The organism is Paenibacillus sp. FSL K6-1230 (assembly GCF_038002385.1).
GTDB lineage: Bacteria > Bacillota > Bacilli > Paenibacillales > Paenibacillaceae > Paenibacillus > Paenibacillus massiliensis.
Genome location: NZ_JBBOCK010000001.1, coordinates 3929914 through 3950520, shown reverse-complemented (window position 1 = coordinate 3950520; position 20607 = coordinate 3929914). Strand labels below are relative to the sequence as shown.

Sequence of the window (20607 nt, the reverse complement as noted above, 5' to 3'; positions counted from 1 at the left end):
TGCAGGAGTGGCGGATGGAAATGAAGGACGTACGGATCATGGTTACACGAATCAGTTCCGAATATTTCCTTGCATCCGCTGCTCCAGGTCATATAGAACGATAATCAGAGGAGGACTTCAGCATGTCGGATAAGGCATATCAACTATTTGAAGAAATACAGCAGGCCAGAGGAGTTCAGCTGGATGTAGTGAAGGAGAAGCTGAAGCAGCTGCAGATCGAGACCCCATCATGGGGCTATGGAGATTCAGGGACGCGCTTCAAGGTATTCCAGAAGACAGGGGTGCCACGCAATCCGTTCGAGAAGCTGGAGGATGCGGCCCAGGTACACAAGGTAACAGGCTTGTGTTCCTCAGTAGCGATCCATATTCCTTGGGATAAAGTCGACGATTATGGTCAGCTTCGCAGTCATGCAGAGAGCCTGGGGCTCAAAATCGGTGCGATCAACCCGAACTTGTTCCAGGAAGACGATTACATGCTGGGTAGCGTGACGAATGCGGATGCAGCGATTCGCAAGAAGGCCACCGAGCATCTGCTGGAGTGTGTAGACGTGGCCAAGGAGACGGGGTCCAGGGATATCAGCCTTTGGTTCGCGGACGGTACGAATTATCCGGGGCAAGGGCATATTCGCAAGCGCAAGCAATGGATGCTGGAGTCGCTCCAGACCATGTATAATGCACTGACTCCACAGATGCGCATGCTGATCGAATACAAGGCATTTGAGCCAGCCTTCTATCATACAGACATTGCTGACTGGGGCATGGCCTTCAACTACGCGCTCAAGCTTGGACCACAGGCACAGGTGCTCGTTGATACAGGTCACCACCTGCCGGGAGCGAACATCGAGCATATCGTAGCCTATCTGATTGATGAACAGCGTCTGGGTGGATTCCATTTTAACAGCTATAAATATGCTGATGACGACCTCATTGTTGGTGCGATCAATCCGTATGAGCTGTTCCTGATCTTCTATCAAATTTTGGATGCAGCTGGAGATTCGGATCAGGCGATTCAGGATACTGTGAGCAATATTGCCTATATGATCGACCAATCCCATAATATTGAACAGAAGATTCCGGCCATGATTCGTTCTGTATTGAACGTACAGACTCAATATGCGAAGGCGCTGCTGATTAATCATGCAGAGGTAGCGGAAGCCGCGGAGCGCGGGGATGTGCTTGCAGCCGAGGATGCTGTCCGTCAAGCCTTCGAATTCGATGTGACACCGTTGCTGCGAGCTGTTCGCGAGGAGCAGGGGTTGCCTGCAGATCCGATGAAGGCGTATTTGTCTAGTGACTATGCCCAGCAGATTACTGCCAGAGGCAAGGGCGGTGCCAGCTGGTGAATGTACTCGCCTATGATCTGGGAGCAAGCAGCGGCCGAGCGATCCTCGGACGTCTGACAGACGACCGCATCGAGGTGGAGGAGATTCATCGCTTTTCCAACGATCCGGTCAAGGTCGACGACCGTCTGCATTGGGATATATTGCGCCTGTATCACGAATTGCTACAAGGATTGCTCAAGGCCAAGCATATGCGGGTACAGCCAGCGAGTCTTGCCATTGATTCCTGGGCGGTGGATTTTGGGCTGATCGGGAAAAGCGGTGAACTGTTGGGTAATCCCTATCATTACCGTGATCCCCACACGCAGGGAGTGATGGAGCAGGTCTGCTCTCAGGCGGGTGCCGAGTATATTTTTGAGAAGACAGGGATTCAGTTTCTGCCGTTCAATACCATCTATCAACTGGTGGCTATGCAGCAGGCAGGTTCACCAATGGTTAATGAAGCCGCACATTTTCTCATGATTCCGGATCTGTTACGGTATTTCCTGACGGGCGAGATGCTTAATGAGTTCACCAATGCAACTAGCACGCAGCTCTACAATCCGCGTCTAGGCGATTGGGACCGAGAGCTGCTCGGTCGGGTGGGAATACCTGATTCGTGGTTCGGCACTGTGGTAGACCCGGGTGCTGCTGCTGGTCAGCTGCGTCACAGCATCGGCAGTGATCTGGGAATAGACTCTATACCTGTCATTGCAGCAGCTGAGCATGATACAGGCTCTGCAGTAGCTGCTGTGCCGGCTTTGGAACGCTCCTTCGCCTATCTGAGCTGCGGCACGTGGTCCCTCATGGGCACAGAAGTAGAGCAGCCAGTGATTACGGAGACGGCCTTCCGCTATAATTTTACCAATGAAGGTGGTGTGGGTCGCACCTACCGCTTGCTGAAGAATATTATGGGCCTCTGGATTTTGCAGGAACTGAAGCGGGAGTGGGATCGTGAAGGGAGCGTATATTCCTTTCCTGAGCTGGTTCAGCTGGCGGAGCAGGCACCTGCGTTCGCTGCCTTGATCGACCCGGATGATGATCTGTTTTTGGCAGCGGGTAGCATGACCACGCGCATTCAGCAGTATTGCAGGCAGACGGGGCAAGCTGCGCCGGAGACACCAGGAGCGTATGCACGCTGCATTTTGGAGAGTCTGGCCTTAAAGTATCGCTATATTCTGGAGCTGACGGAAAGGGTGTCGGGACAGCAATTCAATGGTCTGCATATGGTCGGCGGTGGCATACACAATGCCCTGCTATGCCAGTGGACTGCGAACTCGATTGGAAAAATCGTATGGGCAGGTCCGGCAGAGGGGAGCGCAATCGGCAATTTAGCGGTACAATGGATGGCACAGGGTGTGTTCTCCGACATCTGGGAGGCGCGTCGTGTGATCCGTCATTCTTTCCCCGTCACGGAATATGAGCCTAGGGACATTGAAGCCTGGGAGCATGCTTATGGGCGGTTCTTGGATATGGCCGGATTGCAAATTTCAGAGTTGGAGTGAGTGGAATGCTGGTTGCAGAGCGATATGAGCTGATCGTACAGCTGGTCAATGAAAAAGGAAGTATACGTGTATCCGAGTTAAGCGAGCTGTGCAAGGTGACCGAAGAGACGATCCGCCGTGATCTGGATCGGCTTGAGGAGGCGGGAAGACTGCGGCGTTCCCATGGAGGAGCCGTCAGCATCAAGGAGGAGCAGCCAGAGATTCCATTTTCCGAGCGTGAAATCATGCATGCGGAAGAGAAGCGTCGTATCGCGGAAGCGGCGATCCAGCTGATCCGTCCCAAGGACCGTATATTGCTGGATGCAAGCTCTACAGCCTGGTATATGGCTTCCAAGCTGCCGGATGTGCCGCTGACCGTGCTTACGAATTCAATTCGTGTAGCGACTGAGCTAAGCACCAAGGATAAAATTGATGTGATCTCGACAGGCGGACTGCTGGTCCAGCGCTCGTTGTCCTTCGTAGGGCCTCTAGCGGAGCGTTCCCTGGATACGTATTACGTGGATAAAGTGTTTTTATCCTGTAAGGGCGTTCATCTGCAGCGGGGTGTAAGTGAATCCAATGAGCTGCAGGCGAGAATCAAGCAAAAGATGGTTGAAATTGCCGACGAGGTTATTCTGCTGGCGGATTCCAGCAAATTCGGACAGCAAGCGTTGACGCATGTCACCGATCTCTCGCGAGTGAATACGATTGTTACAGATCAAGGAATACACGAAGATATACTTGCCGGGCTGAAGGAACGGTCCATAACCGTTACGACAGTATAGGGGCATTTTCCGGGTTCGCTTGCTTATGCTGTTAGAGTCACTCCGTGTATCGTGGAGCCTGACTCGGCATGAGACGGCGCTAAATCCGGAGAGCTGTCCAGGCTACTGACAGGAGGCCAGGTCCGGTAATGGGCATGGCTTCCTGCTATATCAGGGCTACGAGGCGGCAGCAGATGAGAGAGGTGAGATGATGAAAGTATCCCTGTTTATTACCTGTTTGAGCGATGCAGTCTATCCCCGTGTCGGCGACGCGATGGTCAGACTACTCGCGCGCTACGGCGTACAGTTGGAATTCCCGCAAGTGCAGACATGCTGTGGTCAGCCCGCTTATAATAGCGGCTATTGGGACGAAGCAAGGACAGCAGCAAGAACAATTGTAAGTGCTTTCGAGGATAGTGATTTTGTTGTATCTCCTTCCGGCTCGTGCACCTATATGCTGCACCATTATCCAGAGCTGTTCAAGGATGAGCCTGAATGGCTGGAGAAGGCGCGGGACTTGGAACGGAAGACCTATGAATTCACACAGTTTCTTATTAAAGTGCTGGATGTAAAGGATCTGGGGGCTGTATTTCCACATAAGGTGACCTATCACCCCTCTTGTCATGGCAGCCGTCTGCTGGGAGTAAAGGACGAGCCCTTGGAGCTGCTTCGCTCCGTCAAGGATCTGGAACTGGTACCTCTGCCATTTGCGGAGGATTGCTGTGGCTTCGGTGGTACTTTCGCGGTGAAGATGCCGGATATATCGGGAGCTATGGTCACGGAGAAGGGTGATCATATCCTGGAATCCCAAGCGGAGGTACTGGTAGGCCTTGATATGGCCTGCCTGATGAATATTGCGGGTCATCTGCGCTATCGCAATGAGCCGGTGCGTGTCATGCATCTTGCAGAGCTGCTGTATGAGGGGGTGCAGTCGTGAGTACAGGCAAAATGATGACCGAGGATGTGAAGGACCGCGCAGAGTTAGCGCTAAATAATGATTTTCTGCGCAAGGCTGTACGTTTCACGACCGAACGATTGCGCAATGGCAAGAAAATGGCCTCTGAGCAGCATGGTCATTGGGAGGAATGGCGCGAACGCGGCAGACAAATCCGATTGCATACAATCGCTCATCTGGACTATTACCTGAATCTGTTCACAGAGCAGGCACGAGCGAATGGGGTTCATATCCATTTCGCCGAGCATGCAGCTGAGGCTGTGCAGATCTCCCTTGATATAGCTAAACGCCGCCAAGCACGAACGGTCGTGAAGTCGAAGTCGATGGTATCGGAGGAGCTCCACCTGAATCATGCACTCGAATCTGTAGATATTGAAGCAATAGAGACGGATCTTGGTGAATACATCATTCAGCTTGCTAATGAACCTCCCTCCCACATTGTAATTCCGGCTATTCACAAGAATCGCTATCAGATCGCCGAGCTACTCTCGAAGGAGGCCGGGGAGACGCTGGAGGCGGATACGACGATCCTGGCTGGCTTTGTACGCAAAAAGCTGCGGGAGAAATTTCTGGAGGCCGATATTGGCATGACGGGCTGTAATTTCGCGATTGCAGAGACGGGCTCTATGGTGCTGTTCGAGAATGAAGGCAACGCGCGTATGGTCTCGACACTACCGAAGACGCAGATTACATTAATGGGCATGGAGCGGATCATACCGTCCTGGGCTGATTTGGAGGTTATGGCGACGCTGCTGCCTCGTTCGGCAACTGGCCAAAAGCTGACCATGTATATGTCAGGCATTACAGGACCGCGCAGGACTGACGATGCAGATGGGCCAGAAGAGATGCATATTATCATCGTCGATAATGGTCGCTCTCTACAGCTGGGGAACCCGGAATTTCAGGAGCTACTGAATTGCATACGCTGTGGTGCCTGCTTGAATGCCTGCCCTGTGTACCGCCATATCGGTGGGCATGCCTACGGCGGGACCTATAGCGGCCCAATAGGCGCAGTGCTGACACCTGCACTTAATGGCAACGTGAATGAATGGAATGATATCGCGAGCGCCTCTAGTCTATGCGGAGCTTGTTATGAAGCTTGTCCGGTCAAGATTCCGCTTCATGACATGTTGGTATACCTGCGTCGGCGCAAGGTGGAGCAGGGACACGGCAACAAGCTGGAGTCTCTCGGCATGAAGGGCTTTGCCGCTGTCATGACAAGTTCACGGCGCTTCACTGCTGCTGTTCGACTGGGTCAGCTCGGCCAGAAGCCGCTGGTCCGGCAGGGTGGTATCTCGCTGCGACTGGGCCCGCTTCAGGGCTGGAACAGCTATCGTGTCGCTCCGTCACTTGCGGATCGCTCGTTCCGCCAAGGCTGGCAGACACTGGAGCAGGAGTTGCGTGAACACACCCGGCCAATGCAGCAAGAGACGTTAAGGCGCATGGAGCAGATCAAGCAGGAGCGTATTCAGCAAGCACAAGCAGAGAAGGGAGGTGGCAAGCGTGAATAGCGAGCATCAGGAATGGCTGCAGAAGATGGAGGAGCAATCCAGAAGCAGACAGAAGCAGTTCATGCAGCACATTGCCGACCGACTCGGTCGACCGCGCGTGACGGAGCCTCCTCGTCATCCATTTCGAGGCTCACCTGCCTTCTGGCAGGAATTCGAATGGAGCGAGGAGGAACGCATTGCTGAATTCACATCCAACTTTCTGAGTGTAGGTGGTCAGGTTGAGCGGCTCACTGATTGGTCAGAGGTGGGGGGATACATCCAGAGGCTGGCGGAGCAGATGAACGCACACTATATCGTAAGACAGCATCAAGACACCTTGGCTGCCTTGATGCTGGAGGAGCGCTTACCCCATTCCCAAATCTCCGTATGGAATACGGAGACAGACACAGCCTGGATGAGTCGAGCCGCTGAGGCTGACTTTGGCATCGTCGTAGCAGATCACGCCGTCGCCTACACCGGCTCCGTAACGGTATTATCCTCGGCGGATAAGGGAAGATCGGTGAGCCTGTTACCGACAGCGTTAATTGTCATCATTCCTGTGGAACGATTGGTGACCCGGCTGGGAGAGGTCCTTACGACATTTGATGAGGCCGGGCGTGAGCAGCTGCCAGCCGGTATACATTTTATATCCGGGCCTAGCCGATCTTCTGATATTGAGAATGATCTGACCATCGGGGTACACGGACCAGGGATTGTGCATGCGCTTCTGGTTGGTTAAGATGAAATATACAACTCAACGTAGGATACGAGATCTCCTAGAATCTTGACTGAATATGATAACGACCAAGCCGATTTGGGATCACTGTGGTGATTACTGAGTCGGCTTTTTTGATGTTGGTGTCGAGTCTTCAAGTCCATGTTAATGTGGATGTAGATATGGATGCAGATATGGATGCAGATGTAGATGTAGATGTAGATGTAGATGTAGATGTAGATGTAGATGTAGATGTTGTAGATGTAGGCTGTTGTCATCCTCGTCTCTCTATGCCCAGACATCAGCGATATGAGTTCTGATATGAACATATTGACATTATAACGATATATCGTATACAGTAATCTTATATTAGCTTTACGATATATCGTAATCAGATGCAGATTGAAAGTTCTGATGAGCGTCGTCGTTAGCGGAAAGTGGGAAAGCCTTAGAGAAACGACGAGTCCGCCTTTAAGCTTACTGTTCAACTGTGGTGTTCTCTTCGATCAAAGAACAGCAAGCTTAACAACGGTCGACAGGGCTCCCCGCTTGCAGCGACTCCCGCTCCAATTTGATTTAGTCAAGTACGAAGTGGTTACTCCTGAGCTATTATTTGAAATGAGGTGAGTTACTTGCGTCATGGACATATGCATTCCAATCGTCGCTTCTTCGGGAAGGGTAGAATTAAATACGCCCTACTGGATCTGCTACGCACCGAGCCAATGCATGGCTATCAGATGATGAAATCACTGGAGATCAGATCGGGTGGACGCTATATTCCAAGTCCAGGCTCGATCTATCCAGTGCTGCAAATGCTGCAGGAACGTGAGTTAATCAGCATGGAGGAGCAAAATGACAAGAAGGTCTATTCTATCACTGCAGCGGGAGCGGCCTTCCTTCTGGAGCATGAGCAGTGTCATCCCGCGGAGAGTCATGTACCCAAGCGTCCGGAGTTCCGAAGCATTACGGATCGTAAGGATTCGGATTGGAAGGACCCAGACACAGAGAGCGGCAAGCTGGTACGCTGCATCGCTGATGCCGAGCTCGACTACTGGGATGAGCCTGAGCGACTGGCCGAGCTGAACCGACTCTTCGGCAAGCTGAGACAAGAGCTGATGGAATGGCTGGAGCAGCAGCCTGCCCGTAGCGATAAAGACTCCAATACAGAGAAAGAGGAGCGCTAGTATGTGGAAATTGAGATCGTTCATGAAGCCTTATTGGCTTTTTTGTATTCTGGCGCCCTTGTTAATGGTGCTGGAGGTGTCGATGGACCTATTGCAGCCTCTGTTGATGGCGAGCATCGTGGACGACGGGATTATGAAGGGAGATATCGCACACATCCAGCGGAACGGACTGCTGATGATAGGCGTGGCCTTCATTGGTCTGCTGGGGGGTGTGGGTTGTAATATTTTTGCTGCCATGGCCTCACAGAATTTTGGTAATGATCTGCGCATTCGATTGTTCGAACAAATTCAGTCGTTGTCTTTCCGTAATCTCGATCGTCTGAAGACTGGCTCACTGATTACCCGGTTAACTAATGATGTGGTGCAGCTACAGAACTTTTCCCAGATGATCCTGCGTATGTTTGTACGTACTCCCATGCTGCTGATCGGAAGTCTGATTATGGCGATTGCAATTAGTCCGAGCCTAACTTCGGTACTGCTGGTATCGGTGCCTGTGCTGATTTTGATCCTGTTTTTTCTCATCAAGCGTTCGTTTCCCTTATTCTCGGCCATGCAATCCAAGTTGGATGGGGTCAATACGGTGCTACAGGAGAGTCTGCTCGGTGTTCGGGTCATCAAGGCCTTCGTTCGGGCAGATTACGAGCAAGACCGCTTCGATCAAGTGAATAATGAGTACACTGGGACTGCAATCAAGGCGGTACGGCTCATTGCGCTGAATCTGCCTGTCCTTACTCTGGTTCTAAATGCCAGTATTGTGGCGGTCCTGTGGTTCGGTGGACTGCAGCACTGGGGCGGCACGCTGGCTGTCGGCAATTTGATCGCCTTCATTAACTATATGACACAACTGATGATGTCGATGCTCATGTTGGGCGGTATGCTGGCCTTTATCTCCAGAGCCAAGGTATCTTCGGATCGTGTCAATGAAGTACTGGCGACCAGCTCTGAAATTACAGAGGAGCCGGATGCAGCAACAGCTGTGATCCGCAGAGGGCGACTTGAATTTGAGCATGTGTCCTTTGCCTACGATGAGGCAGGGAGTGAACAGGTGCTTAAGGACGTAAGCTTCACGGTAGACCCTGGCCAGACTGTAGCTATTGTCGGTGCAACAGGCTCCGGGAAGTCGTCATTGGTCGGGCTTATTCCACGCTTCTATGATGTGAGTGCAGGTGAAATTCGAATCGATGGGACACCGTTACCGAGTATGCAGCTGGATCATCTACGAGGGAGTATCGGGATGGTCATGCAGCAGGTACTTCTGTTCAGCGGCACGATCCGTGACAATCTTCGCTATGGTCGTCCGGAAGCAACGGATGAGGAAGTAATCACGGCGGCAAAGGCGGCACAAGCTCATGATTTTATTACGAATATGCCTGAAGGCTACGATACGCAGCTTGGACAACGGGGCGTCAACCTGTCCGGGGGGCAGAAGCAACGACTCTCTATTGCTCGTGCGCTCCTGACGCGCCCTTCCATTCTCATCCTTGATGACAGCATGAGTGCAGTGGATCTGGCGACGGAGGCGCGTATCCAGGAAGCTCTTGAGGACTTGATGAAGGATACGACCTGCATTGTTATTGCACAGCGTCTGTCTACTGCGGTTGGAGCAGACCTGATACTCGTGCTGGAGGATGGGCGGATTGCTGCGCAGGGGACACATGAAGAATTGCTGTCAACAAGCTCGATCTATCAGGACATCTACCGATCACAGCATAGGGAGGAGGGGCATGGCTATGTCACAGCCAACGGAGCACAAAGCTAGCGATAATAGAGCTCAGGCAGGCCTGCCACCAGCCCAGAGAATGTTCGTTCCCGGTAGAGGACCTGGTGGTGGTCCTGGCCCCGGGCAAGGTCCGGTCCCCGTAGTTCGTGCGGAGAATTCAATCGCTACGCTAAAGCGGATCTGGACCTATCTGGGCCGCCAGCGGGCGGGACTATTTATGGTGTATGCGGCTACGCTGCTGGGAGCCTTGGCCACGCTTGCAGGCCCATATTTCATCGGGCGAGCCATTGATGATTATATTATTCCACGTGATTATAACGGCTTGGTGCGTATATGTTTGCTGATCCTAGGGGTGTACCTGCTGAGTAGCACCCTGACCTGGATTCAGGCCTATGTCATGTCCAGCGTCTCCCAGGGAACGGTCAAGGAGCTGCGTCGAGACCTTTTCGCCAAATATCATCTGTTGCCTGTGCGGTTCTTCGACACTCGCAGTAATGGTGAGCTGATGAGCAGGGCGACGAATGATATTGAGAATATATCCAACTCCCTGAATCAGAGCGTTACACAGCTATTGAATAGTGTGATTACGCTGATCGGCTCATTGGTTATTATGCTGCTCTTGAATGTTCCGCTTACAGCCGTGACGCTGCTAAGCATTCCACTGGTGCTGCTGGTTACCCGTCAGATTACACGTGCAACCCGAAAGTATTTCAAAGAGCAGCAGCGCCACCTTGGAGATCTGAACGGATACATCGAGGAGATTGTCGGTGGTCAGAAGGTCGTTAAGCAATACGGGCGCGAGCAGGACGAGATCACTCGTTTTCGCAACATTAGTCAGCAGGTCAACAGAGTAGGTAAACGAGCCCAGATCTATTCCGGTATGGTTGGGCCTGTGATGAACCTGGTGAATAACTTTACCTTTGCGCTGATCGCAGCTATTGGAGGCTGGATGGCCTTTCACGATTGGACTACGGTCGGTGTCATTGTGAGCTTCCTGAACTATTCCAAACAATTCGGTCGCCCCGTAACCGAGCTTGCCAACCAGTATAATCTGATCCAATCCGCAGTGGCCGGGGCGGAAAGAGTGTTCGAGATTATGGATATGAAGACCGAGTATGATGAGCGACAGACCGAACGGGAAGAGCATCATGACAGTCATCATGATCGGGACCGTGTGATCCAGCATGCGAGTAGGCCATCCCATGCTCTAGCGCAGACTAGAGAACAGGTCCAGTTGACCAGCACTAGTAAGCTAAAGGGTGATGTCGTCTTCAGCAAGGTGTGCTTCAGCTATAGTGCAGACAATCCTATACTGACGGATGTATCCTTTGAGGCGCAGGCAGGGCAGAAGATTGCTCTTGTGGGACCTACGGGCGCTGGGAAGACTACGATCGTCAATCTGCTGACACGCTTCTATGATATCGACAGCGGAAGTATTCGTATTGATGATATACCGATTGAGGAAATGGACAAAAATAGCCTCCGCAGACAACTGGGCATGGTGCTGCAGGACGCGCATGTCTTCTCGGGCTCCATCCGGGAAAACATCCGCTTTGGACGACTGAATGCGAGCGATGATGAGGTGGTACAGGCGGCACGTCTGGCGAATGCTGATGCTTTTATCTCACGTCTGCCTGATGGCTATGATACGGATCTGGGGGTAGCTGGAGGTAATCTGAGCCAAGGGCAACGTCAATTATTAACGATTGCCAGAGCGATTCTGGCCGATCCTGCCATTCTGATTCTGGATGAAGCGACGAGTAGCGTGGATACGCGTACCGAAATGTATATTCAGGATGCTATGAAGACATTGATGGAAGGCCGAACGAGCTTCGTCATTGCCCACCGTTTGAGTACCATTCAGGATGCGGATCTGATTCTGGTTATGAAGGATGGCCGAATTGCCGAGCAGGGTACGCATCAAGAGCTGCTTGAGCGTAAGGGGTTCTATGCATCGTTGTACACAAGTCAATTTACGAACGTCAGCTAATGCGTATGATTTATGTCAGAAGCGGTAGCTTTGAACTCTTAGTCTAAATGGGGCTCGTCAAGGCTGGAATCATTCTATATAATGAGGAGAAGTGTCAATACCATTAGCTGTTAGCTATACAGCGACTGTGCCATCTTGATTGCAGAATAAGCTCATGGCCAGTCTGTACAGATTCAGCTTACGTAAGATTTGTGGAATGTTGGCATAGCTTGTATAGCTAGAACATATTTAGAATTCAGGTGCCTTTGTGATCTCACAAAGGGTAACAGGGAATAGGGTGAGAATCCCTAGCGGTCCCGCCGCTGTAACCGGGGAGCACAACTCCAAGACAAGTCACTCTGCCAATTGGCCGGGGAAGACAGGAGACTGTGTATAGATCCGGGAGCCAGAAGACCTACCTGAAGTCGATAGCAGCACCCCCTTCGAGGAAAGGAACGGTGTACATAGCATCTCGTAGCTAGTGTGGGAAAGCCCCGCTATGCCAGATGCCGGAGGAAGGATTGCCTAATGCTGAGGCTCCTGTTGTGGTAGCTCAGTATTGGCAGGCTTATTTCCGTATGTACACACCCCTGATCCGATAAGGATGCAGGGGTGTTGTTGTGTGTTGAGGGGAATCAATTGGACAGGAGTGAATGGGCAAATGGAACAGGTGACAACGAAACGAAGAGTATTAGGACAAGTGATGGTCTGCAACGGCTGCTGCTGCGGACGAACGGAGAAGGGCAAGCCAGGTATTCCCATGGATCGGCTGAAGAGTAGATGGAAGGAAGAGAAGCTGCTGAAATCCGTACAGCTCACGATTACCGGCTGTCTTGGCCCGTGTGACATTGCGAATGTCGTGTCCATCCAGACACCGGAAGGCCCGATCTGGCTTGGACGGATAGAAGAAGAGGCGGACTATGATGCTCTAATCGACTGGGCGGTTGCCTCCAGAGACGAGGAACGCTTGCAGGCTCTGCCTGAGCGACTACTCAAGTACAGATTCGAGCGCTTCAGTGCCGAGGCTGTTGCCAAGTAGAGGGGAAGCCTTGCCATGTTTCTGTAAGAAGATAAAGGGCCAGAGTCATATCACATATGATACAGTGATTGACCTCTGAGCCCTGTTTTTTCTTTATATTGTTTCCTTGTTCATGAATTGTAGCTGTTAGTGCAACTGATCAAGCTCTGCTAATGCTGAATAGTGCAGTCTGAGGAGATTGCTTCTTCATGAGCTGCTCGACTTATTGAGGGAACAGTGTGCTGATACGGTTTTTGATCTGGCTCAAAATATCAGCATAGGCTTCCTCGCTCAGGCTACCAATTCCACCAAAGAGAAGGTGGTCCACGGATTCAATACCGACAAAATCAAAAATACCAGTCGTGGACGTAATCTTCAGACCATCCGTCATGCCAATGGAGTCGTATACCTCCTTCGGTGTTCCGTGCGTATTAATGATAAGGCCTTGTTTACCCTTGAGCAGCTTGGCAATGCCTGCCTCTTCATAAGCATATGCGTAGCCGTAGGCAAATACCCGATCTACATATCCCTTCAGAATGGCTGGGAGCCCTGTCCACCAGATCGGATAAATGAAGGTCACGATGTCTGCTGCCGTGATGTAGTCTTGCTCGGTCTTAATATCCTCAGGTGTCTGTCCTGCTCTCATCGCGGCTGTGTCTGCAGAAGTCAGTACAGGCTCAAAATTCAGTTCATACAGGTCACGAACGATGACCTCATGCCCGTTACTCTCCAGGGCCTGAACTGTAGTGTTCAGAATGGCTCGGTTAAAGCTGTCAGTGTGCGGGTGTGCAAATACGATTACATGTTTCATCTAGATTCCTCCATTAAATTGAATATAGGTACTATATTATATGAGCATTTTGCATAGCTATCCAACATGGCGACTCTGCCTTGAAATGGGCCAATGCCTTCAATCCTGAAGTGCTTGTTTGCAACTTCTGTTGCGCAATGATCGTTCAACCTCATTTCGACGAATGGCCTGTGGCGCGTGCATTATGCCGCATGATAATCATTAATTGCATAGACATCAATGTATTTCGTTAAAAAAAGACAGCGCACATCTTATGTCGATAAACGCTGCAAAATATCGCCTAGCCATACTTCCAGTTGCTCCTGCTCGGCCGGGCTTAGACTGCCATAAATGGCTTGATTCAAGGTGTCTGAAATGTCTCGAAATACAGGCTCCAGTTCTCTTCCCTTATCCGTCAGATGAATTAACGTTACACGACTATCCTGATGGCTCTTGATTCGCTGAACGTAGCCGAACTTTTGTAGCTTATCTACCAGGACTGTCACAGTTGGTTGGGTACGGTGAATCCTGTCAGCCAGTGTCTTGATGGACAATCCATCCTCTTGGTAGAGATGAAGCAGGATATCTCCATGAGAGGGGACAATATCAAAGATCTGATGCTTCTCAAGCTCGGCTACAATCAGCTTGTTCATGGCATCTCTTGTTTTCCCTATAAGGGATGCGGCATTAAAATGTATCATATTTGTATGATACATAGATATCTATGTAAATGCAAGTATTTTATGACCCGTGAATAAAGTAACAAAAATGTAACCGTAGTCCTATAAATATAAATCGTTGTTTGCTGAATTTAAAGAGGCGAAGACATGCTGTTTACCCATTTTCGAAGCAGGTTAAGCTGGGAACTTGTTCCTGAAAATTGGAGTAGGCAGGTTAGGACTATGGAAGGTTATCCAGCGGAAAAGGATATGTTACACTGCAACGGATGTGGCAGATGGTTCATGCGAATTGGAAGGAATGTGCGCATGAGTCTGATCACGAATGTATCAAAAGGAAGAAGAGGAGATAAGCTCATGAAAAAATGGATCGTCATGTTGACGCTTCTGTGTCTGTGCAGTCTGCTAGTGATGCCCAATACGGCGCAAGCCCAAGCACTAAGTAAAGGAATGCAGAGCGAGCATGTATTGAAGCTGCAGGAGCAGTTGCATGCGCTCGGATATTTTCATGCAGGCTTTACAGGCTACTTTGGTGTCAAGACCGAGGCGGCCGTCAAGCAATTTCAACGGGATCACCGTCTGACAGCAGATGGTGTCGTGGGATCTGCAACACAGGCCAAAATGGACTCCTATGGTGAGGTGAAGCAGACAGTATTGGAGCAATTGGCCCGCATCATTCACGGTGAAGCGAGAGGGGAGTCGTTCGAAGGGCAGGTAGCAGTGGGAGCGGTTGTTCTGAATCGTGTTCAATCGGATCTATTTCCAAGCTCGATTCCAGATGTCATATTGCAGCCGCGACAGTTCACGGCAGTACAGGATGGTCAATATCGTCTGGCTCCCAACCAAAGCGCCTATCGTGCAGCGAGGCAAGCCCTGAACGGAGTAGACCCGACGAATGGATCATTATTTTATTACAATCCGGCGATTGCCACTTCCGAGTGGAGCATCAATCGTCCAGCCGTAATGTCACTGGGGCGGCATACATTTACGAACTGAAGAGGCTAGGTGTAGTGTCTGCCATTATCAATGAGTGATAATGTTGCCAAGTGGCCGATGAAGCTAATTTAACTAAATGTAGTTAACGAATATAGTAATGGATTCAAAGCTCTCCCAAAGCGAGTTTAGTTCGACATAGCAAAAGCATTAGAGCAAGGGATCGCCTGCGAGGCGGTCTCTTATTAATGGTCAGCGATAGCAAATGCCCTGCTCAAGGAGTACGGCCTTTGGACTATGTGGCCTACGGGTCACGTGAGCCAATGCCTGATTAGGCTGTTTTTTGTCATAGTGCCCTGTCCTTGGCTCGGCATCCTACATAATCTATATCAAGCCCCTAGAGAAAGGAGGGGAATTAACGTGGGAGAAGTTAACCAAGGCTATGGCGGATGGACATCAGTTGGTGCCATTCTGGTTCTGTTCATTTTGCTCGTTATCATCACTAAGGCTTTCTGGGTGTAAGGACTGTCAGAGAGGGCTAGATGAATAGCCAGTCATGGTTCTATGGCTGAGCGAATTTCAGAATAGCAATATACACACAGCAATCGGCAGCTTAGGGGTGTGTAGTCAGTCCCAGCAGATGGAATGGAGCTTTCAGTGAAAATCTTCAGGATATCTGAGGAAATGGCTGCGCATCCCGGATCGGAGCGGGCAGCACGATTGAATGCATTTGTTGAAGCAGGCAGCGCCTCTAAGGCGAGGTCTGCTTTTTTCATATTGGCGTTAGATATCAACATTAAGCATTGACTTTTCTGAAGGTACCATCTACACTTCATTTATTAAAATACTTTTAAAAACTAAATGAAACTGAGAAAGGCTGAAATAGTTCAAGAAAGGAGGCTGCCCAGCAATATGAATCCCATCTCGCATAATACGCAGCAGGTGAAGCGGCTTAATGTGGAGCTGGTCAAGAATACGCTGCGTTCCATTGGTGTGGGTACCAAAGCGTCGGTTGCCAGCCTGACGAAGCTCAGCATCGCTACCTGCGGCACAATTCTGAACGAATTGCTCCAGACAGGGGAGATTATTGATCTTGGCCCAGATGAATCTAGCGGAGGAAGACCTGCAAGTCGTTATCAATTCAACGCAGACTACGGTAGTGTCCTCTGTCTAATCATCCGTACAGAAGGTGGCATACACTCGATCTCGCATACCTTGGCCAATCTGAATGGAGAGATTATAGATGAGCAGAGTGTCATTATGGAGAGCATTACGCTAGCTATCGTAGAAGCTATAATCGATAAGCTAATGAATCAATATCAACATGTGCAGGCCATCGGTATCGGCATTCCAGGTGTAGCGCATAACGGTGTTATTGGTCTTTGTGATGTCCCTGAGCTGGTTGATCAGCCGCTAGGTCCACGGCTCAGGGAGCAGTACGCTGATGTGGAAGTGATCATTGGCAACGATATGAACCTGACCGTGTATGGTCTGTACAATCAGCAGCAATTTGCAGAGGAGACGAATTTTGCAGTCGTAACTTTTCCAAAATATCATTTTCCAGGGGCAGGCTTCATGATTGAGGGGCATCCACTTTCGGGTAGTACCCATTTTGGAGGTGAGGTGTCCTTTCTGCCCTTTGGTGTGTCGAGGGAGGAGCAGCTACGTCTGCTTAATACAAGAGAGGGCTTACGCATGCTGGTCGGAAAGACGCTGGTATCTATTATCGCGATTATCAATCCGGCTGCAATCGTAATTACTGGCGACACGATGGACGAGTCTATGCTGGATGAACTCACGCAAGACTGCCAGACTATGATCCCGCAAGAGCATTTGCCGAACCTCATCATTCGCAGAGATACTGCAAGTGAATATGTCGCCGGACTCATTGCTGTGGCCTTGGAAAGTCTGACGTATCGTATGGAGCGAATTGAGAAGAGATGGTAATATCTAAGGACAACTGGAGGGACTTATTTTGAATTCCGAACCACAGGCACGAAAGTTCAATAAGCTATACGCCATGCAACTGGCTACCATCTTTTTGGGATTCATAGTTTTTGGGATCTCGGAAAATGTAAAAGGGCCCGCAATTCCGCGTATTCAGTTCGACTTCTATCTTGATGAGAAGCAACTGGGAACGTTACTGTCCCTGAATGCGTTGGGATATCTGATTGCTTGCTCGTTCACGGCTATACTGGTCCGCAAATGGGGGATCAAGGCAGTGAGCGTGCTTGCTTTTGCGTCCATGATTTTGTCAGGAGTATTTATTTACTTATCTCATACATATCCGCTCTTTGCTTCTTCATATTTCTTTATGTATATCGGGAACGGCATGCTGGAGATCGCACTGGCCATCCTTGGCGCGCGAATTTTTGTGAAGAATACGGGGATGATGATGAATCTCTCTCATTTCTTCTACGGTCTTAGTTCAACCGTTGCACCGCTACTGGCGACCGGGGTCATGTCCTTGACCGTGTTCGGACATGTGCTGGACTGGCGTGGCATGTATCTGGTTACGCTATCACTGTGTCTGTTGCCGATTATTGCGGCACTGCGAAGTACATTTCCTGGTGATGATCTGCCACATGAGGATCGGGTATCGCTCAAGCAACTTACTCGTGATCCTGTTCTGTGGCTTGTAGTTATGATCCTATCGTTCGGTGTCGTATCCGAAATGGCGGTGGGAGGCTGGCTCGTCAACTTTCTGGAGAAGGCCTACGCTTGGGATACGGTCAAAGCCTCGGGTATGCTGTCAGCTTTCTTTCTGACCTTTTCACTAGGAAGATTATTGCTTGGGCCACTGACTGACCGGATCGGATTCGTCCTCTCGCTTATTCTGTTTTCCGCTTTCTCGGCGATCTGCACATTTGTGGCGATTGCTGGTGGAGAAGGGATGGCCTTCCTATTTGCGGTATCTGGCGCAGGTATTGCTATAATCTACCCAACAGTCATGGCGCTGATTGCCAAAAGATATCCTCATGGCAGCGATACAGCAATTACATTCACGGTTACGCTCATGGGAATCGGCAGTGTCATCGGCAACTATGTGATTGGTTGGGTCATTGATGCCTTCAAAGCTGCGTATGGTGAGACAACGGAGCTTGGCTTGCTGCGCGGACTGCAGGCAGGATACGGCTTCATCGGCTTGTGTGCGGCGATCTGCTCTGTGTCTGGTGTGATATTGTATGTGTATTTGAAGCGCAGACAGCAATTGATCTAATACCATGCCCCACATAACCCTCGTGCTTCTGAACGCATACGATATTGGACAAATGGAGGATCATTTCCTTTCTTGAATGATTGCATCTGATGTACCATCGTGATATGTTACTAATGTTATAACGCCTATCTGACGATATAATATTAGTCACATTGACGAAGCGCATAAAGAGCTAAGGAGACATGAGTTATGAGGGTACATGAGTTTATCATTCAAGGTGATCTGGACAGAGAGGACATGATCCGTATTTGTACGGATGCTTCCCGCTTTGCAGCAAGGATTACACTTCAATATAGAGATGAGAACGGTGAACGAATTGTAGATGTGAAAAGTCTGCTCGGGATGATGCTGATCGCAATCCCTGCTGGTACGTCGGCACGTCTCATCACAGTCGGCATGGATGATCTGGAAGCGCTGGAGTATTTGCTGCCAGAGTTCGAAGGTCATGCTGAGATGTATGTGTAGATTGTAGGATATGAGACGAAGGGCCAGTCACAGGCTACGTACTCTGGAGGTCACGATATTCATTGGAGAATGTTGTGATACCGGAGGGCGTGTCTGGGGCTGGCTTTTTCAATAGAGGCGGGGAATGTATTGAAAAAGGTTTTGTGTTTTTTTGTTTTTATAGTTCTTATAGGCTCGGTTCATTTGGAAATTGCACAAGCAAGTCCCTCAAGTACTTCTACACTTAGACTGGCAAATGGGTCCGTTTACATAGGGGAGGTTAAAAATGGACAACCCCATGAAATCAAAGCAGCCCTGCTAACCATCGATGGTCGGCAGGGCTGTTTTAGTAATGTACTATGTCAGTTGTTCAAACTGTCCACTTCATCAGTAAAGGCGCTCATGTACTGCTTGAATTTCCCAGTGTCAAAATTAGAGTTGGGATCATTTGCCTTCGGTGGGTTATCTTGAATGTGTTGATATAAACGATCCGCTTCCTCAGAGAGCTTTGTCCATATTTTCTTAGCTTGAGCATACTTCTCGTCTAAGTTTTTTACATATTCATCATATTCGGCTTTCTTAGCCATGGAATTCCCTAACAGATCCACAGTGAATTCTACATCCAGGTTTTGACCTGTGCTACTGGTGCCTGTATGTATGTACGAGCTTACATCAACAAAGCCAGCATTCCAAAGATCTGCAACGATGTAATTACGTATCTCGCTTAGTTTTTTCTCCGGAGATGGTTCGTCTGCAGTCTCGGGTATCGGTTCTTTAAAGCTACTTCTTAGCTTAGCGAAGTCCTCGTCATTCGAGTGAATACCCCATGTAATCTTATTGTCTTTGAATAGGACAATTAGCTCACTGGTTGGATTCGTTCCTTTTTTTCCTTGGATAAGAATAGCTGTGTCTTTCCCGCCTTCAGCGTCCGTATACTCAGTTGATTCAATAACCTTGGGATCGTTCAGCTTATCAACCTCAGGAACTTGGACATTTACCACCAGTTGAAATAATGATTGCACATCTGGATGGATCTTGTTTGAAATAAAAGCCTCTCTGGCTTCTTGATCTGAGCCATTTAGAAAGACATTAATGTATTCCAGCGCCATTTTTTCATTGTCGGTGAGTACTTTCTCTACGACAGAATTTGAGGACTCTGCCGAGATTGGAGCAGAAGCCGCATTTGAAGGTTCAGTGCTCGCTTTTTGTGAGCCGCAGCCTGATAAGATAATTGTAGCTGAGGCTAGACAGAGAAAAATATGTTTCTTCAAAGGTATATCCCCCTAATTTATGACAGTCCTATATAGCTTAACAGACCTAGGAATATATTACTATCTTAATTGCAAAATAAGCCAATAAAGATATATAGTAGTTAATAATATCGGAAACACTCCAAGCGATAACTTGCTGAAATTACAGGAGGACGTTAGGTAGCCTATGAAGAAGTTCAGAAAGATAATTTTCGCATTAATAGCAACATTCTTAATAGTTGTTGGCATTATTAATTTTTTTGTTGAAAATCATTGAATTCTTGAGAGCCATTGAGCCAAACTTCAAACAAAAATTCGACCATAACTCGCTTGAACGAAAACGCCGTAGCTTAAGAATCAAGAAAAATCCTTAGACATGGGTGGGGCGTGAAGGTGAGTAACTTGGGCTGATTTAAGGGGGTCAAGGGGGACTGTACTTTTCGGTATCATTTCGGCACCAAATGACGATTTCGAGGGCTTATTTGAGCATGAACAAAGTACCTAGAAATAAGAAAAACCCTTGATACACAAGAGTTTTTCAGTGATGATCTGTAGTGGGCTCGAACCACTGACCCCTACCCTGTCAAAGTAATAAGGTGGTTATTTTTTATTACCAGCATTTGCTTTGAATCGCATTAAATCAAGGTTTTCAGTAATTCGCTTAATAACTTTTGC

19 protein-coding genes and 1 riboswitch are annotated in these 20607 nt (G+C 49.4%); of the genes, 16 read left to right on the top strand and 3 right to left on the bottom strand.

Annotation, left to right across the window (positions count from 1 at the left end):
* Positions 1–122: 122 nt before the first annotated feature.
* The 11 genes from rhaI (at position 123) to MKX74_RS17385 (ending at position 12639) form a co-directional block, all read left to right on the top strand.
* A complete protein-coding gene (rhaI, locus tag MKX74_RS17435; RefSeq protein ID WP_341179261.1) occupies positions 123–1343 on the top strand; it encodes an L-rhamnose isomerase in 1221 nt (406 codons plus the stop codon).
* The gene (rhaB, locus tag MKX74_RS17430) at positions 1340–2824 is read left to right on the top strand and encodes a rhamnulokinase (protein ID WP_341179260.1); all 1485 of its coding nucleotides are present in this window, start codon (positions 1340–1342) and stop codon (positions 2822–2824) included. Before rhaI ends, rhaB begins: the two co-directional genes overlap by 4 nt.
* A 5-nt stretch (positions 2825–2829) precedes the next feature.
* Positions 2830–3588 (top strand): DeoR/GlpR family DNA-binding transcription regulator, encoded by a 759-nt coding sequence (locus MKX74_RS17425; protein WP_018886879.1) that lies wholly within the window; start codon positions 2830–2832, stop codon positions 3586–3588.
* Positions 3589–3778: 190 nt separating this feature from the next.
* The gene (locus MKX74_RS17420; protein WP_025677380.1) at positions 3779–4504 is read left to right on the top strand and encodes a (Fe-S)-binding protein; all 726 of its coding nucleotides are present in this window, start codon (positions 3779–3781) and stop codon (positions 4502–4504) included.
* Positions 4505–4515: 11 nt separating this feature from the next.
* Positions 4516–6033: a LutB/LldF family L-lactate oxidation iron-sulfur protein gene (locus MKX74_RS17415; protein ID WP_341180600.1), complete on the top strand. Its 1518-nt coding sequence runs from the start codon at positions 4516–4518 to the stop codon at positions 6031–6033.
* Positions 6026–6751: a LutC/YkgG family protein gene (locus tag MKX74_RS17410; RefSeq protein ID WP_341179259.1), complete on the top strand. Its 726-nt coding sequence runs from the start codon at positions 6026–6028 to the stop codon at positions 6749–6751. The genes MKX74_RS17415 and MKX74_RS17410 overlap by 8 nt, the downstream gene beginning before the upstream one ends.
* Before the next feature lie 119 nt (positions 6752–6870).
* Positions 6871–7047, top strand: coding sequence for a hypothetical protein (locus MKX74_RS17405; protein WP_341179258.1), 177 nt, complete (start codon positions 6871–6873; stop codon positions 7045–7047).
* A 312-nt stretch (positions 7048–7359) separates the two neighbouring features.
* Positions 7360–7911 (top strand): PadR family transcriptional regulator, encoded by a 552-nt coding sequence (locus MKX74_RS17400; protein WP_341179257.1) that lies wholly within the window; start codon positions 7360–7362, stop codon positions 7909–7911.
* A 1-nt stretch (position 7912) separates the two neighbouring features.
* Positions 7913–9670, top strand: coding sequence for an ABC transporter ATP-binding protein (locus MKX74_RS17395; protein WP_341179256.1), 1758 nt, complete (start codon positions 7913–7915; stop codon positions 9668–9670).
* Positions 9642–11621 carry an ABC transporter ATP-binding protein gene (locus tag MKX74_RS17390; RefSeq protein WP_341179255.1) on the top strand — a complete coding sequence of 660 codons (1980 nt, stop codon included), beginning with the start codon at positions 9642–9644 and terminating at the stop codon, positions 11619–11621. Before MKX74_RS17395 ends, MKX74_RS17390 begins: the two co-directional genes overlap by 29 nt.
* A 220-nt stretch (positions 11622–11841) precedes the next feature.
* Positions 11842–12037: riboswitch (cobalamin riboswitch) on the top strand.
* Between the two features lie 224 nt (positions 12038–12261).
* Entirely contained in the window at positions 12262–12639 is a 378-nt protein-coding gene (locus tag MKX74_RS17385) for a (2Fe-2S) ferredoxin domain-containing protein (protein WP_028588858.1), read from the top strand.
* A 202-nt stretch (positions 12640–12841) separates the two neighbouring features.
* Here MKX74_RS17385 and MKX74_RS17380 read toward each other — a convergent pair whose 3' ends face one another.
* Entirely contained in the window at positions 12842–13429 is a 588-nt protein-coding gene (locus tag MKX74_RS17380) for an NAD(P)H-dependent oxidoreductase (RefSeq protein ID WP_341179254.1), read from the bottom strand.
* A 251-nt stretch (positions 13430–13680) separates the two neighbouring features.
* Positions 13681–14109 carry a MarR family winged helix-turn-helix transcriptional regulator gene (locus MKX74_RS17375; protein ID WP_025677395.1) on the bottom strand — a complete coding sequence of 143 codons (429 nt, stop codon included), beginning with the start codon at positions 14107–14109 and terminating at the stop codon, positions 13681–13683.
* A 333-nt stretch (positions 14110–14442) separates the two neighbouring features.
* Here MKX74_RS17375 and MKX74_RS17370 point away from each other — a divergent pair, with 333 nt between their 5' ends.
* From MKX74_RS17370 to MKX74_RS17350, 5 genes are all read left to right on the top strand, one after another.
* Entirely contained in the window at positions 14443–15081 is a 639-nt protein-coding gene (locus MKX74_RS17370) for a cell wall hydrolase (RefSeq protein WP_133567279.1), read from the top strand.
* A 357-nt stretch (positions 15082–15438) separates the two neighbouring features.
* Positions 15439–15540, top strand: a complete 102-nt coding sequence (locus tag MKX74_RS17365; protein WP_208115152.1) for a YjcZ family sporulation protein — start codon at positions 15439–15441, stop codon at positions 15538–15540.
* 390 nt (positions 15541–15930) lie between these two features.
* Complete coding sequence (locus MKX74_RS17360) at positions 15931–16965, top strand: ROK family protein (RefSeq protein ID WP_341179253.1); 1035 nt, start codon at positions 15931–15933, stop codon at positions 16963–16965.
* A 73-nt stretch (positions 16966–17038) separates the two neighbouring features.
* A complete protein-coding gene (locus tag MKX74_RS17355) occupies positions 17039–18238 on the top strand; it encodes an MFS transporter (RefSeq protein WP_341180599.1) in 1200 nt (399 codons plus the stop codon).
* Between the two features lie 189 nt (positions 18239–18427).
* The gene (locus MKX74_RS17350; protein WP_018887479.1) at positions 18428–18703 is read left to right on the top strand and encodes an HPr family phosphocarrier protein; all 276 of its coding nucleotides are present in this window, start codon (positions 18428–18430) and stop codon (positions 18701–18703) included.
* Positions 18704–19044: 341 nt separating this feature from the next.
* Here the strand turns inward: MKX74_RS17350 and MKX74_RS17345 are convergent, their stop codons facing one another.
* Positions 19045–19953 carry a hypothetical protein gene (locus MKX74_RS17345; protein WP_341179252.1) on the bottom strand — a complete coding sequence of 303 codons (909 nt, stop codon included), beginning with the start codon at positions 19951–19953 and terminating at the stop codon, positions 19045–19047.
* Positions 19954–20607: the final 654 nt, after the last annotated feature.

Excerpts from the sequence above, each read along its gene's own strand:
- MKX74_RS17390 (WP_341179255.1), top strand. The coding sequence starts at position 9,642 with ATGTCACAGCCAACGGAGCACAAAGCTAGCGATAATAGAGCTCAGGCA.
- MKX74_RS17425 (WP_018886879.1), top strand. The coding sequence starts at position 2,830 with ATGCTGGTTGCAGAGCGATATGAGCTGATCGTACAGCTGGTCAATGAA.
- MKX74_RS17370 (WP_133567279.1), top strand. The coding sequence starts at position 14,443 with ATGAAAAAATGGATCGTCATGTTGACGCTTCTGTGTCTGTGCAGTCTG.
- MKX74_RS17355 (WP_341180599.1), top strand. The coding sequence starts at position 17,039 with ATGCAACTGGCTACCATCTTTTTGGGATTCATAGTTTTTGGGATCTCG.
- MKX74_RS17350 (WP_018887479.1), top strand. The coding sequence starts at position 18,428 with ATGAGGGTACATGAGTTTATCATTCAAGGTGATCTGGACAGAGAGGAC.
- MKX74_RS17380 (WP_341179254.1), bottom strand. The coding sequence starts at position 13,429 with ATGAAACATGTAATCGTATTTGCACACCCGCACACTGACAGCTTTAAC.
- MKX74_RS17415 (WP_341180600.1), top strand. The coding sequence starts at position 4,516 with ATGATGACCGAGGATGTGAAGGACCGCGCAGAGTTAGCGCTAAATAAT.
- MKX74_RS17395 (WP_341179256.1), top strand. The coding sequence starts at position 7,913 with ATGTGGAAATTGAGATCGTTCATGAAGCCTTATTGGCTTTTTTGTATT.
- MKX74_RS17375 (WP_025677395.1), bottom strand. The coding sequence starts at position 14,109 with ATGATACATTTTAATGCCGCATCCCTTATAGGGAAAACAAGAGATGCC.
- MKX74_RS17420 (WP_025677380.1), top strand. The coding sequence starts at position 3,779 with ATGAAAGTATCCCTGTTTATTACCTGTTTGAGCGATGCAGTCTATCCC.
- MKX74_RS17360 (WP_341179253.1), top strand. The coding sequence starts at position 15,931 with ATGAATCCCATCTCGCATAATACGCAGCAGGTGAAGCGGCTTAATGTG.
- MKX74_RS17385 (WP_028588858.1), top strand. The coding sequence starts at position 12,262 with ATGGAACAGGTGACAACGAAACGAAGAGTATTAGGACAAGTGATGGTC.
- rhaI (WP_341179261.1), top strand. The coding sequence starts at position 123 with ATGTCGGATAAGGCATATCAACTATTTGAAGAAATACAGCAGGCCAGA.